The organism is Kitasatospora sp. HPM-01-4 (assembly GCF_051374625.1).
Taxonomy (GTDB): Bacteria; Actinomycetota; Actinomycetes; order Streptomycetales; family Streptomycetaceae; genus Kitasatospora.
On sequence record NZ_JBPQGP010000005.1, the window covers coordinates 4099952 to 4114083 of the forward strand.

At 71.2% G+C, this 14132-nt stretch carries 10 protein-coding genes, 1 tRNA gene and 1 pseudogene; 9 read left to right on the forward strand and 3 right to left on the reverse strand.

The window, feature by feature from the left end; genetic code table 11:
* Nucleotides 1-23 precede the first annotated feature (23 nt).
* Nucleotides 24-2303, forward strand: a complete 2280-nt coding sequence (locus tag ACSMTC_RS17765; protein WP_436560674.1) for a transglycosylase domain-containing protein — start codon at nucleotides 24-26, stop codon at nucleotides 2301-2303.
* Nucleotides 2304-2417: 114 nt separating this feature from the next.
* Here the strand turns inward: ACSMTC_RS17765 and ACSMTC_RS17770 are convergent, their stop codons facing one another.
* Nucleotides 2418-2873: a GatB/YqeY domain-containing protein gene (locus ACSMTC_RS17770; RefSeq protein ID WP_436560675.1), complete on the reverse strand. Its 456-nt coding sequence runs from the start codon at nucleotides 2871-2873 to the stop codon at nucleotides 2418-2420.
* A gap of 197 nt (nucleotides 2874-3070) precedes the next feature.
* Here ACSMTC_RS17770 and ACSMTC_RS17775 point away from each other — a divergent pair, with 197 nt between their 5' ends.
* From ACSMTC_RS17775 to ACSMTC_RS17785, 3 genes are all read left to right on the forward strand, one after another.
* Complete coding sequence (locus ACSMTC_RS17775; RefSeq protein WP_436560676.1) at nucleotides 3071-3718, forward strand: O-methyltransferase; 648 nt, start codon at nucleotides 3071-3073, stop codon at nucleotides 3716-3718.
* Between the two features lie 118 nt (nucleotides 3719-3836).
* Nucleotides 3837-4778 (forward strand): metallophosphoesterase, encoded by a 942-nt coding sequence (locus tag ACSMTC_RS17780; RefSeq protein WP_436560677.1) that lies wholly within the window; start codon nucleotides 3837-3839, stop codon nucleotides 4776-4778.
* Between the two features lie 120 nt (nucleotides 4779-4898).
* A tRNA-Pro gene (locus ACSMTC_RS17785) sits at nucleotides 4899-4972 on the forward strand.
* Nucleotides 4973-5130: 158 nt separating this feature from the next.
* Here the strand turns inward: ACSMTC_RS17785 and ACSMTC_RS17790 are convergent.
* Together ACSMTC_RS17790 and ACSMTC_RS17795 are read right to left on the reverse strand one after the other, a co-directional pair.
* Nucleotides 5131-5247: pseudogene (locus ACSMTC_RS17790) on the reverse strand (GNAT family N-acetyltransferase); the annotation flags it as partial.
* A 444-nt stretch (nucleotides 5248-5691) separates the two neighbouring features.
* The gene (locus ACSMTC_RS17795) at nucleotides 5692-7146 is read right to left on the reverse strand and encodes a YVTN family beta-propeller repeat protein (RefSeq protein WP_436560678.1); all 1455 of its coding nucleotides are present in this window, start codon (nucleotides 7144-7146) and stop codon (nucleotides 5692-5694) included.
* Between the two features lie 343 nt (nucleotides 7147-7489).
* On the opposite strand from ACSMTC_RS17795, the gene ACSMTC_RS17800 reads away from it, so the two are divergent.
* From ACSMTC_RS17800 to ACSMTC_RS17820, 5 genes are all read left to right on the forward strand, one after another.
* Nucleotides 7490-7663, forward strand: a complete 174-nt coding sequence (locus ACSMTC_RS17800; protein ID WP_436560679.1) for a hypothetical protein — start codon at nucleotides 7490-7492, stop codon at nucleotides 7661-7663.
* Nucleotides 7664-7730: 67 nt separating this feature from the next.
* Nucleotides 7731-8363, forward strand: a complete 633-nt coding sequence (locus tag ACSMTC_RS17805) for an RNA polymerase sigma factor (RefSeq protein WP_436560680.1) — start codon at nucleotides 7731-7733, stop codon at nucleotides 8361-8363.
* The gene (locus ACSMTC_RS17810; RefSeq protein WP_436560681.1) at nucleotides 8360-9151 is read left to right on the forward strand and encodes a hypothetical protein; all 792 of its coding nucleotides are present in this window, start codon (nucleotides 8360-8362) and stop codon (nucleotides 9149-9151) included. Before ACSMTC_RS17805 ends, ACSMTC_RS17810 begins: the two co-directional genes overlap by 4 nt.
* 412 nt (nucleotides 9152-9563) lie before the next feature.
* Entirely contained in the window at nucleotides 9564-9911 is a 348-nt protein-coding gene (locus ACSMTC_RS17815; protein WP_436560682.1) for a CU044_2847 family protein, read from the forward strand.
* 3 nt (nucleotides 9912-9914) lie between these two features.
* The gene (locus ACSMTC_RS17820) at nucleotides 9915-14102 is read left to right on the forward strand and encodes an nSTAND1 domain-containing NTPase (protein ID WP_436560683.1); all 4188 of its coding nucleotides are present in this window, start codon (nucleotides 9915-9917) and stop codon (nucleotides 14100-14102) included.
* Nucleotides 14103-14132: the final 30 nt, after the last annotated feature.

Below are 14132 nucleotides of genomic sequence, written 5' to 3' on the forward strand. Positions count from 1 at the left end.
ATTTCGCAACGTAGGGTTTCCCCATGGCACCTCAGCGACCCTCCGGACCTCCCATCGACAAGGCCGGCCTCGGACTCAAGTTCCTGGGCACCAGTGTGGTGGCCGGTCTACTGGTCGCGGGCATGGCGATGCCCGCCGTCGGCGCACTCGGGCTGACCGCGAAGGACACCGCCGAGAGCTTCAACAACATCCCGGACGACTTCAAGACCCCGCCGCTCTCCCAGGCCTCGTACATCTACGACGCCAAGGGCGGCGTGATCGCCAAGGTCTTCGACCGGGACCGCACCGTCCTCACCAAGGACCAGATGGCCCCGATCATGCGGCAGGCCCAGGTCGACATCGAGGACAACCGCTTCTTCGAGCACGGTGCCATCGACCTCAAGGGCATCATCCGCGCGGCCAGCAAGAACGCCGAGTCCGGCTCCGCCGCCCAGGGTGCCTCCACGCTGACCCAGCAGTACGTCAAGAACGTCAACGTGGAGAAGGCCGGCGACGACCAGGACGCCTTCCTGGAGGCCACCAGGAAGAGCATGGGTCGCAAGATCCAGGAGCTGAAGTACGCCATCAAGCTGGAGGAGGACCTGAGCAAGGATCAGATCCTCACCAACTACCTGAACATCACCTTCTACGGCCACCAGGCCTACGGCGTCGAGGCGGCCGCCAACCGCTACTTCAGCAAGAGCGCCAAGGACCTGACCATCCCCGAGGCCGCGATGCTGGCCGGCCTGGTGCAGAACCCGACGGCGTACGACCCGGTGCTGCACCCGCAGGCCGCGCAGAACCGCCGCAACACGGTGATCAACAAGCTGCTGGAGTACAAGCACATCACCCCCCAGCAGGCCAAGGACGCGCTGGCCGCCCCGCTGGGCATCAAGTACAAGGAACCGCTGAACGGCTGCATCACCGCCCAGGCGGGCATGGGCTTCTTCTGCGACTACGTCCGGCACGTGGTGAAGATGGACCCGGCTTTCGGCAAGACCCAGGCCGACCGGCAGAAGCTCTGGAGCCAGGGCGGTCTGAAGATCTACACCACCCTCGACCCCGAGAAGCAGGCGGCCGCGTACAAGGCGGTCACCACCAAGGTCAACCCGACCGACACCGTCTCGGCGGCGATGACCATGATCAAGCCGGGTACCGGCGAGATCCTGGCGATGGCCCAGACCCGCCCCTACGGCCTGGACGCCAAGCAGAACCAGACCGTGGTCAACCTCAACGTCGACGCGGCGATGGGCGGCGGCAACGGCTTCTCCCCCGGTTCGACCTTCAAGCCGATCCTGGCGGCGGCCGCGCTGGAGGCGGGCACCCCGATCACCAAGGAGTACCCCTCCGAGTTCAAGATCCCGTACCCGACCATGACCACCTGCAACGGCACCTGGAAGGCCGACGGCAGCACGGTCGAGAACGAGAACTCCTCGGAGGTCGGGCCGTTCGACATGAAGGACGCGATGGCCAAGTCGGTCAACACGTACTTCGTGGAGCTCGGCAAGGACGTCGGCCTCTGCCCGATGAAGCAGATGGTCAACAAGCTCGGCATCAAGACCCTGGCCAGCGGGGCGCCGCTGGTCCAGCAGCCCTCGACGATCCTCGGCGCGGTCGAGGTCAGCCCGATGCGGATGGCCGCCGTCTACGCCACCTTCGCCGCCCGCGGCCTGTACTGCGAGCCGATCGCGATCAGCTCGGTGGTCGGCGCCGACGGCAAGAAGATGGCCGTCCCGCAGGCCAACTGCACCCAGGCGATGACCGGGAACACCGCCGACGGGGTCAACACCCTGCTGAAGACGGTGACCGAGAAGGGCACCGCCTCCAACATCAAGATCAATGACGGCCGCGAGTTCGCCGGCAAGACCGGTACCACCGACAACCGCTACGCCGCCTGGTTCAACGGCTACACCCCCGACCTGGCCACCGCCGTCTGGCTCGGCGGCCCCGGCGGCAACGTCTCCATGCGCAACATCACCATCGGCGGCCAGTACTTCAGCTCCGTCTACGGCTCCGACGGCCCCGGCCCGATCTGGCAGACCGCCATGAACGACGCCGTGGTCGGCACCCCGAAGAGCAGCTTCCAGCTGGTCTCGATCCCCGACAACACCCCCGCCACCACCACCCCCGCCGGCGCCGGCGGCGGCACCGAGCCCACCAACCCCGCCCCGCCCGCCGGGGACGGGACGGCTCCCGGCGGCAACGGCAACGGCGGCGACACCGGCCTGATCAACGGCGGCTTCACCCTGCCGCCGGGGGTCATCGGCGGCGACACCCCTGGTGGGAACGGCGGCGGGAACGGAAAGTCCGGCAAGCACCACTGACACCCTCGGTACAGCGAAGGGGTGCCCCGTCCGGGGCACCCCTTCGTCATGTCCGTCCCGGTCGCGCCCGCCGTGCGGTCCCGCGCCCGGGCTCCGGCCGGCCGGAGCGGCTGGTCAGCTCGACAGCGCGGCCTTCACCGCGGCGGCGACCCGGCCGCCCTCGGCGACGCCCTCGACCTTCGGCCGCACCAGCTTCATCACCGCGCCCATGCCCTGCGGTCCGGTCGCCCCGCTCTCGGCCACCGCGGCGGCCACGATCGCCTTCAGCTCCTCGTCGCTGAGCTGCTTGGGCAGGTAGTGCGCCAGCAGCTCGCCCTCGGCCAGCTCCTGCGCCGCCGAATCCGCGCGGCCGGCCTTCTCGAACGCCTCGGCCGCCTCCCGGCGCTTCTTCGCCTCCCGGGCGATCACCTTCAGCACCTCGTCGTCCGTCAGCTCGCGCTTCTCCTTGCCCGCCACCTCCTCACTGGTGACAGCGGCCAGCGTCAGCCGGAGTGTGGACGCGCGCAGCTCGTCCCGGGCCTTGATCGCAGCCGTGAGGTCCTCGTGCAGCTGCTCCTTGAGCGTTGTCATGCAGAAGAGTGTCCCACCTGCACAAACCCGACGCCTTCGAATAACCTCCCGAGGTTCTCGCGTCGCTCCGGCGGGAGCACCGCTCGCGGCCCCGACGGGGCGTCACGCGGGCCCTCCCGCCCCCGGGTCCTTCCATTCCCGATCCGGGTCCTCCCGCCTCCCGGCCAGGCCGCGGTGCCCCCGACGAGAATGCCGACATGTCGCTCGACGGAACCAGCGCCCACCTGACGGAGACCGACCTCCCGCCCCTGGTGGCCCTGGCGGTCGCCGCCGCCCGCACGGCCGGCTTCGCGAACTCCTGCCGCCCGGAACAGGGCCGGCTGCTGCACGCACTGGCCGGGGGTGCCCGCGCCCGGATCGGTGAGAGCGGGACCGGCCTCGGCGTCGGGCTGGCCTGGCTGGCCGCGGGGGCCCGCGCGGGCGTCCGGCTGATCAGTGTCGAGCGCGACGCGGCACGGCCCGTGGGCGCGCGACGGCTCTTCGCCGGGCACCCCGCCGTCCAGGTCCTGCACGCGGACTGGACCGAGCTGTACAGGCACGCCCCGTACGACCTACTGGTCCTCGACAGCGGCGGTCAGGCCAAGGGCGGCTCCCCGGCACATCCGTCGGGCGGCCCCGAGGACACGGCCGATCCCGTCCGGCTGCTCACGCCGGGCGGCGTCCTGGTGATCGACGACTTCACCCCGTCCGCCTCCTGGCCCCCGCTGCACCGGGGGAGGCCCGACCACGCCCGGCTGCACTGGCTGCGGCATCCGGCGCTGCGCACCGTCGAACTGCCGCTGGCAGCGGACCTCAGCACACTCCTCGCGGTCCGTACGGCAGCCGGCGCCGACTCGCCCGACTGACCGTCAGATCGGCGCGCCCGCCGGGGTCCACCGGGGGGGGTGCGCGGCCCGGGAACACCCGGTCGGACCGGGGTGCCGCGCGTTCACACGTGCTTTCGGCGTCTGCGACCATGGACCGATGCGACCGCTGTACTCCGTCCCCCTCGGAATCGCCGCCACCGGCGCCGCCTGTCTCGTCTACTCCGTCGGCTACGAGGTCCGCTCGTTCCGGCTGCGCCGGGTCGACGTCCCGGTCCTGCCGAAGGGCGCACGGCCGATCCGGGTGCTCCAGGTCTCCGACATCCACATGGTCGCCGGACAGCACAAGAAGCAGCGCTGGCTGCAGAGCCTGGCCGCGCTCCGCCCCGACCTGGTCGTCAACACCGGCGACAACCTCTCCGACCCGGACGGCATCCCGGCCACGCTGGACGCCCTCGGGCCGCTGATGGAGTTCCCCGGTGTGTACGTCTTCGGCTCCAACGACTACTACGGCCCCGCCAAGAAGAACCCGGCGCGCTACCTGAAGGCGCTGCGCACCGGCGTCCACGGCCTGAACAACCCCGACGGGACCGGGCGGCGCGGTATCACCGGCGCCTGCCACATCGACTGGAAGCAGCTCCGGGACGGCTTCGACGCGGCCGGCTGGCTCAACCTCACCAACACCCGGGGCCGACTGAAGGTCGCCGGACTCGACATCGAGTTCACCGGCCTGGACGACCCGCACATCCGCCGCGACCGCTACGCCGAGGTGGCCGGCGGCCCCTCCGCCGACGCGGACCTCTCGCTCGCCGTGGTGCACGCGCCCTATCTGCGGGTGCTCGACGACTTCGCCGCCGACCGCTACCCCCTGATCCTCGCCGGGCACACCCACGGCGGCCAGCTCTGCATCCCCTTCTACGGCGCCCTGGTCACCAACTGCGACCTCGACACCGACCGGGTCAAGGGTCTCTCCACCCACCAGGCCGGCGGCCACCGCTCCTACCTGCACGTCTCGGCCGGCTGCGGCACCAACCGCTACACCCCCGTCCGCTTCGCCTGCCCGCCCGAGGCCACCCTCCTCACCCTCACCCCCAAGCCCTGAGCAGCCCAACCCGGCGATCCGCCCCTTTTGCCCCTATTGGAGGGGCGGATTTCACCTCTCGGCACTCGTCCGGTAGAGTTCTACTCGTTGCGACGGAGACGGAAGCAACAAAGGAAAGACCGGGGTGTGGCGCAGCTTGGTAGCGCGCTTCGTTCGGGACGAAGAGGCCGTGGGTTCAAATCCCGCCACCCCGACCCAGGTCAGAGGCCCTATCGGAGAAATCCGATAGGGCCTCTGGCGTATCTGCCAGCGCGAAAGTACAGCAACCGCCCTGGCCCTCTCTGACCGCCAGCAACGGGTGCTGAGGAAGTGTCGGCGGAGCCGGAGTACTCCGCCGACATCATGGCGTGATTCAGGTCACAGTCGGACTGTGGCGCTCAAGGAGCGTGACGTCGCGCCAGATGCCGCGGTGCTTGCCGATGTGCTCACGGGTGCCGATGACGCGGAAGCCGGCACGGGTGTGGAGGGCGAAGCGGACGGCCCTGACCGGAAGTCCTGGACCGTCGCCCTCGCCCCGGTCGCCCCCACCGCGTCCGGGAAGACCGCTGGGTCGACCAGCATCACCGCCTGGCCCTGACCGGGCCCGACCAGCCGGGGCCGGCGGTGGCCGATGTCGGTACCGACTCGCGCAGGTCGTAGAGGCCGAAGGTGCCCTTGCGGCCGTACGGGCTGGCGGCGGTGATACGGCCCCGCGCCGGGCCGCCTGGCAAGGCGGGGCGAGCTCGGCGAACTGGGCTCGGGTGACCGGGTGTGGGGAAAGATTGCAGCCATCTGGCAGAGCCGAAGCGTGGCCCGCAGCAAGCGGCCCGACATGCCGGCATCCACGCTCGTTGGGGTCGAGCGTGGATGCCGGTGAAGCATTCGACTGTTCAGATGTGCCGGCCTTGTGGGCCGGGTGGTTGGGGTGAGGCGGTCACCAGTGGTGATGGTCGTCGCAGGGGTCGATGACGGTGGGATCGGTGGCGGTGGCCATGCCGTCGCCGCCTCCGCTGACAGTCGCGGTGTTGGTGAGGGTGCCGGTGGCGGTGCGGGCGACGCGGACCCGCAGCGTGATGGGCGGGTAGGTGTTCCCGGGGTTGAGGACGTCGCTGCGGGTGCAGGTGAGGGTGGCCCGCGTGCAGCGCCATCCCCTGCCGGTGATGCTGAGGGCGGTGAGCCCGGCCGGGAGGGTGTCCTTCATGGTGACGGTGGTCCCGTCGGTCGGGGCGGTTCCGTTGTTACCGACGGTGATGGTGTAGACGCCCGGCCTGCCCGGGGTGAAGTTCCCGGTGTGGGTCTTGGTGATGGTCAGGGCCGGCCCCGGCGGGGTCGGGGTGATCGCGACCCCTTGGGGGGTGGTGCCGACGCCGACGGTGGCGGTGACGGTGTTGGTGGCGGTATCGATCACCGACACGTTGTTCGAATTGGCGTTGGCGACGTAGACGTGCTTGCCGTCCGAGGTGATCGCCAGACCGTCCGGGGCGGTGCCGACGCCGACGGTGGTGGTGACGGTGTTGGTGGCGGTAGCGATCACCGACACGCTGTTCGAGCCAGCGTTGGCGACGTAGACCTGCGCGCCGTCGGGGGTGATCGCCACAGCGAACGGACTGGCGCCGACGCCGATGTTGGTGGTGACGGTGTTGGTGGTGGCGTCGATCACCGACACGTTGTTGGAGCTGACGTTGCCGACGTAGACGTGCAGGCTGTCCGGGGTGACCGCCACACCGATCGGGTTGGTGCCGACGCCGATGTTGGTGGTGACGGTGTTGGTGGCGGTGTCGATCACCGTCACACTGTTCGATTGAATGTTGGTGACGTAGGCGTGCAGGCCGTTCGGGGCGATCGCGATACCGGATGGGTCGGCTTGGGCCGGGACGGTGGTGGTGACGGTGTTGGTGGTGGTGTCGATCACCGACACTCCACCGCTGCCCGCGTTGGTGACGTAGACGGTCAGGCCGTTCGGAGTGACCGCCACACCTCTCGGCGTGTTACCGACGGGGATGGTGGTGGTGACCGTGTTGGTGGCGGTGTCGATCACCGACACACTGTTCGAGCCCGCGTTGGTGACGTAGACGTGTTTGCCGTCCGGGGTGACCGCGGCACCCGTCGGGGTGCCGCCGACGCCGATGGTGGCGGTGACGGTGTTGGTGGCGCTGTCGATCACTGACACGGTGTTGGAGCTGCGGTTGGTGACGTAGACGCTCGGGGGTGTGGCGGCCCAGGCATGGGACGGGGCGACGGCCGGCAAGGCCAGTCCCGCCAGCATGGCCAGCCCCACCACATAGGCCCGCACCCACGCCCATGGCCCGGGCCGGGGCCCACTGCTCTCGGCCTCCGGGCCGCGACGTTCGGGCTCCCCCGCGGAATCGTGTAGACCGGCCAGACGCATCGCTCTCTCCTCGCAACCGGCGCCACGGCCCCGCGCCCCGACAGCGAGCCGCGATGATCTGGGATCGGCAGAACCGTGAGCTGTGAAGAACTGGGAACAAGCGATGTATACGTCACATTGACGAAGAGCCGGCGAGACACGCCCCCGCCACGGCCGAACGAGGGATCACCCCTGCATCCTGGCCACTTGAAGTCCCCTCACCATCAGGGGCAGGCCCTGGAAGGATCTGCAAGGAACGCACTGTCCTGCGGCTCGCCGGCCAACGGAGAGCCGCAACGGCGAAGACGCCCACGGCATCATCCACGACCAGGAGCGCACGGGACTGGCCGAACACGAGCACCTGGTGCGCTGGAAGCTCTCCCCCTACGAGGCGAAGCCCAGTGCCAGCTACGTCAGCATCGAGCTTGAACTGGATTGCGACTGCACCATCGAAGATCTGAGGACCTTCGCCAGCCAGATGCGAGACCAGCATGGATGGGACATCGCCATATCCGGCGGCTGGGGTCGAGCCATGTGACGTGCGTCATGGGAACTGGCTTGAGTCGTCGCACCAGATAGCGGGCGTGGACTATTCGGATCCAGACATGCGGACTCGGGTGCGGGCCGGCGACCGGGACGCGTTCGGGCAGCTCTTCGACGCGTACGCGCACGCGGTGTACAACCATGCGTACCGGCTCACCGGGGACTGGTCGACAGCGGAGGACGTGATGTCGCTGACCTTCCTGGAGGCATGGCGTCAGCACGGCCGCGTCAACGCCGAGGGCGGATCACTGCGGCCCTGGCTGCTGGGCATCGCCACCAAGCTGGTCAGTAACCAGCGCCGGGCCGCCCGGCGGCACCGGCAGGTGATGGCCCGACTGCCGCCCGTGCCCGAGGGCGTCCCCGACTTCGCGGAGGAGGCGGCCGGGCGGATCGACGACGCGGCGCGGATCGCCGCCCTGCAGGACGCGTTGGCGCGGCTGCGGCGCCCGGACCGCGAGGTGCTGGCCCTGTGCGTGTGGGCCGGCCTGGAGTACCACGAGGCCGCCGAGGCGCTGGGCGTGCCGGTGGGCACGGTCCGCTCACGGCTGTCTCGCGCCCGGGCCAAGCTGCAGCGTCTCACCGAGACGGCCGCGCGCCGAGCCCACCGGAAAAAGCGGGAACCCCGGTGCGACCCGTACCAGATGAAGAGTGGGCCCGCGAGTGCGGCCCCGTCCCCCAAGGAGGCACACCAGTGAACGCCGACCAGCGGCCGGATCCGGTCGAGCGCGCCGAACCGCTCGGGCAACTGCCCCTGCCGGCCGAGCGCGACCTCCCGCCGGGACGCCACGCCCTACATCGGGAGCGCCTGATGCGCCGGATCGACCTCGACACCCCCGCCACCTCGCCCACCAAGCCGCGCTTCCGGCGACGGATGGCCTTCACGCTCGCCGGCGCCGTCGCCGCGGGCGCGGCCGTGGTGGGAGTAACGCTGTACGACAGGGCCAACAGCGGGCCGCTGAGCTCCGCCGAGCTCTCCAGCTGGACCAGCAACCCGACCCCCGTGGACACCTCGACGGGCCGAGGCGCCACCACCCTGAAGTGGTGCCTGAAGGAGATGCCGGGCGCCGGCGAGCCCGCCACGATCACCAACGCGGACCTCCGCGGCAAGGTCGCCTCCATGGTGGTCGCCCGCGGCGGAACCGTCATGCTCTGCTACGTCGCTTCGGAGCGCAGCGGTCTGGCGATGTCGATCGGTACTGTGAAGCCCGTCGCGCACGATGTGATCACCTACGACACGGGTGGCTCCCACGGCAGCGGCTCGGCCACGTTCAACTACGCCGAGGGTCTCGTCGGGGCCGACGTCAAGGCGGTCACCATGAAGGACGCCGGGCGGACCTTCGAGGTCACCCTGGACAACGGCCGCTGGACCGCGTGGTGGCCCGGCTCCGACCACGACAACGGCGGCGTGCCCGACTCGGTGACCCTCACCCTCGCCGACGGCACCACCCGCACCGTCACCGGGGACTCGCTGTTTCCCAGGTAAGCCAGGGCGGCCGGGGAGAAGCCGGTGTGGGCGCCGTACGCGGCGGTGCCGTGAGCGCGTTCACGGGAAGGCGCCGGTGCGGTCAGGCTCTGCGCCCGGTGGCGCGTGGGAGCGCGGACCGGCTCAACGTGCCGGTGCGGCGGGTGTCTCCGGTCTCTGACCATCTGTTGGGCCGAGGCCCGGCCTGCAAGGCCCTCGGGCGGTCTCGTCCCACGGTGGGGTGTCCGGTAGGCGCTGTCGTTCGTACGGCTGCCTCCGGATGCGGGACGTGCCGGATGCGATGACGATTCAAGGCGGGCGTGCTCGGCGCGTCCCAAAGGCGGCACCCTGCCGTGGCGGCGGGCCGGCGTCGATGGCGCCGGCCTTCCGCCCGTCAGTGCCGGCGGCGGGTGGGACAGGCGAAGGAGTGACCTTGGCAGCTCTGGCTCGGATGCCGTTGGAGGGCGGGGGCTGCGTCCTGGTTGAGGCCCCGGCAGGGCCGGAGGGGCCGGTGAAGGCCGGTCGTGTCGGCGACGCCGTCCATGAGCTGCCGGAGAGTCTGCAGGGAGCTCTGCGGCCGGTCGCCGAGGCGGCGCGGGCCACCCTCGACGAGCTGCGCAGGGCCTGCCCCGACGAGATCACGGTCGAGTTCGGTGTCGACCTCGCGGTCGAGGCCGGGGCCGTGATCACCAAGACCGGTGCCACCGGTCATCTGATGGTGACCATGACCTGGAAGAGGGACGCGGCCGGCCTCCCGGGTGCGGGCGAGAGTTCGGGGTGACCGGTGGACATCGCCGGCGAGGGGCCGGACGGCGACCGTACGCCGGGACTGCTCTCCGCCGTGGCCCAGGTCCTCGGAGCGGGCGGTGAGGTGGTCGGGGCGGGCTTCCTGGTGGCCGACGGCCTCCTGGTCACCTGCGCGCACGTGGTGGCCGCCGCCGGAAGCGGGCCCGGTGGGCGGGTACGGCTGGTCTTCCCGCATGTGGACGCCGCACCGCAGGTAGCCGGTGCGCCGCATGTGGACGCCGCACCGCAGGTAGCCGGTGCACCGCAGGTGGAGGGGCAGGTCCTGGACGAGGCGTGGCGTGCCCCGGAAGGCGACGACGTCGCCGTCGTACGCCTGGACAGGACCACCGAGGGCATGAGGCCGTTGCCGCTGGGCTCCGCGGCCGGCTGCCGGGGCCACCGGGTGCGCTCGTTCGGGTTCCCAGCGCAGGCCCCGCCGGGCGGGCACTTCGGCTTCGGGAGGGCCGGTGATCTGCTGCCGTCCGGTGCGGGCAGGGGCGCGCTGCTGCAGTTGACCGATGCCAACGACCTGACCACCGGGTTCAGCGGCGGCCCGGTCCTGGACGAGGTGACCGGCCTGGTCGTCGGCATGGTCACCGAGATCACCGCCCCCGACGCCTTCGAGCGGGGGCAGGGCATCGCCTACGCCACCCCGACGCGGACACTGCGGGAGGTCCGGCCCGACCTCGCCGAGCGGGACGTGTGCCCCTACCGGGGGCTGGAGCCGTTCACCGCGGAGCAGGCCCGGTGGTTCGAGGGCCGCGGGGACGCCGTGCGGCAGGTACTGGCGAACCTGGCCCGGCACAGGCGGCTGACGCTGCTGCTCGGCCCCTCCGGATCGGGCAAGTCGTCCCTGATCCAGGCCGGCGTCCTGCCCGCACTCGCCGCAGGCGAACTACCTGGCAGCGAACGGTGGTTGACCGTGCTCGCCAGGCCGAGACAGGACCTCGCGGCCGAACTCGAACACGCCGGCCTCCCCGGGGCCGCCACCGACGGGATCGCCACCGCCGTCACCCGCAGACTCGCGGCCGGTCCCGGTGACCGGCGCATCATCCTGATCATCGACCAGTTCGAGGAACTCCTCGCCCAGCCGGCCGACGGCCGACGGCCGGACCGCCCGGCCGTCGCGGAACAGCTCACCGCGGCGGTCGACTCGATCGCCCGGCTCCAGGTGATCCTGATCATGCGCGATGACTTCTATCACCAACTCGCCTCACTGGCACCGGAGTTGCTCGACGCCGCGATGCCAGGACTCCTCAACGTACCGGGCAGCCTGAGCCCGGACGACCTGCGCGACATCATCACCCTGCCCGCCCGGGACGTGGGCGCCCACTTCCAGGCCGGACTGCCCGAACGGATCGTCACCGACGTCCTGGCCACCACTCCCGAGGCCCGCCAGGCCCCCGTCACCGTCCTGCCCCTGCTGGAGCTGACCCTCAGCCAACTCTGGCACGGCCGCCAGGACGGCTACCTCACGCACGACGCCTACCGGCGCATCGGCGCGGTCACCGGAAGCCTGACCACCTGGTGCGACACCGCCCTCGACCGGCTGTCCCCCGGCCACCGGCCCATCGCACGGAGGATCCTGACCTCCCTGGTGCGCCCGGCCGACCCGAGCCACCAGATTCCGGCCATCCGGGCACAGGTCCCCCTGCGGGAGCTGCGCGACCTGGCGGCCGACCCCGGTGCCGCCCCCGGCGGCGAGCGGGCCTTCGACGCCGTCCTCGCCGCGCTCACCGGCCAGCGCATCATCACCACCTACACGCCCCGCGCGCCCGTAGGATCCGACGCCCCGGCCGGGCAGCCGGTGGCCGAACTCATCCATGACGCACTCATCCGCGACTGGGGCACGCTACGCGAATGGGTGGGCCAGGACCATCGCTTCCAGGAGTGGCTCGAACACACCCGGGAACGGCGGGCCCGCTGGGCCGAGCAGAAGGACCCTGGAGACCTGCTCGGCGGAACGGCGCTCGCGGAAGGCCTCGAATGGTCCCGGCACCGCCGCCTGCCGGGTGGGATCGCCGCCTTCCTCACCGCCAGCAGGCAGCGCCAGCAGGCCGTCATCCGGCGCAGCAGACGGCTCAACGCGGTCCTGGCCGGTGTCCTCGTCCTCGCGCTCGCCGCCGCGGGATACGCCGTGTGGCAGCAGCGGACGGCCGTCGCCGAACGGCAGACGGCCCTCTCCCGACAGCTCGCCGTCCAGTCCGGCACCCTCATCAGCACGGACCCCGACCTCGCCTCGCTGCTGGCCGTCCAGGCGTACCGCACCGGCCACACGTCCGAAGCCGTCGAGAGCCTGGACGACGCCGCGGACCTCCCGCTGCGGCGTCGGCTGTCCGGTCACACCGACTCGGTCCACTCGGTGGCGTTCAGTCCCGACGGTCGCACCCTGGCAACCGGCAGCAGTGACAGGACAGTTCGGCTGTGGGACATGGCCGCCGGTACGACTCGCGCCACCCTGACCGGCCACACCGGCGAGGTCTACGCGGTGGCGTTCAGCCCCGACGGCCACACCGTCGCCACCGCCAGCGCCGACAGGACAGTTCGACTGTGGGACGCGGCCGCCGGTACGACTCGCGCCACCCTGACCGGCCACACCGGCGAGGTCTACGCGGTGGCGTTCAGCCCCGACGGCCGCACCCTCGCCACCGCCAGCGCCGACAGGACAGTTCGACTGTGGGACACGGCCACGGGTACGACTCGCGCCACCCTGACCGGCCACACCGGCGAGGTCTACGCGGTGGCGTTCAGCCCCGACGGGAAGACCCTCGCCACCGCCAGCGCCGACAACACCGCACGGCTGTGGGACACGGCCACCGGCAGGAGCCTCAGAACCCTGACCGGCCACACCAACGCGGTCTACACGGTGGCGTTCAGCCCCGACGGCCGCACCCTGGCAACCGGCAGCCGCGACTACACGGCGCGGCTGTGGGACGCGGCCACCGGCACCGCCCGGCTCACCCTGACCGGTCACAGTGACGCGGTGGTCTCGGCCGCGTTCAGCCCCGACGGCCGCACCCTCGCCACCGGCAGCGGCGACAACACCGTACTGCTGTGGGACGTGGCCACCGGTGCCACCCGCACGCCTCTGACCGGCCACACCGGAGAGGTGTACTCGGTGGCGTTCAGCCCGGACGGGAAGACCCTCGCGACCGGCAGCGGCGACAGGACCGCGCGTCTGTGGGACGTGGGTGCCCGCTCGATGCTGACGGGGCACACCGGACCGGTCTGGTCGGTGGCGTTCAGCCGCGACGGCCGTACCCTCGCCACCGGCAGTACCGACAGGACCGCGAAACTGTGGGACGCGACCACCGGCGCGGCCCGCACCCTGAGCGGCCACACCGGAGAGGTGTGGTCGGTGGCGTTCAGCCCCGACGGTCGCACCCTGGCGACCGGCAGCGGCGACAGGACCGCGAAACTGTGGGACGTGGCCACCGGAACCGCCCGCGCCACCCTGACCGGCCACACCGACATGGTGATGTCGGTGGCGTTCAGTCCCGACGGGAGAACCCTCGCCACCGCCAGCCGCGACCACACCGTGAAGCTGTGGGACGTGGCCACCGGCACCGCCCGCACCACCCTGACCGGCCACACCAACACGGTGTTCTCGGTGGCCTTCAGCCCCGACGGGAGGACGCTCGCGACCGGCAGTCTCGACAGGACCGCACGGCTGTGGGACCTGGCTACCGGCGGGAGCCTCAGAACCCTGACCGGCCACACCAACGCGGTCTGGTCGGTGGCGTTCGGCCCCGACGGGAAGACCCTCGCGACCGCCAGCGGTGACAACACCGCACGGCTGTGGGACGTCGCCACCGGCAGGAGTCTCAGAACCCTGACCGGCCACACCAACACGGTGTTCTCGGCGGCCTTCAGCCCCGATGGGAGAACCCTCGCCACCGCCAGCCGCGACCACACCGTGAAGCTGTGGGACGTGGCCACCGGCGCCGCCCGCGCCACCCTGACCGGCCACACCGACATGGTGCTGTCGGTGGCGTTCAGCCCCGACGGGAGAACCATCGCCACCGGAAGCTACGACGACACCGCACGGCTGCGGGCGATCGTCCTTCCGCAGCCCGCCGCGGCGATCACACGGATCTGCCGGGCCGTCGACCGCGGTCTCACCGGGGAGGAACGGGCGGCGTACCTGCCGGGCCAGTCGGCCGACCCGGTGTGTCCGCCCGGCTGAACCCTGGGATCGGTCACCGGCCGCCGGGGG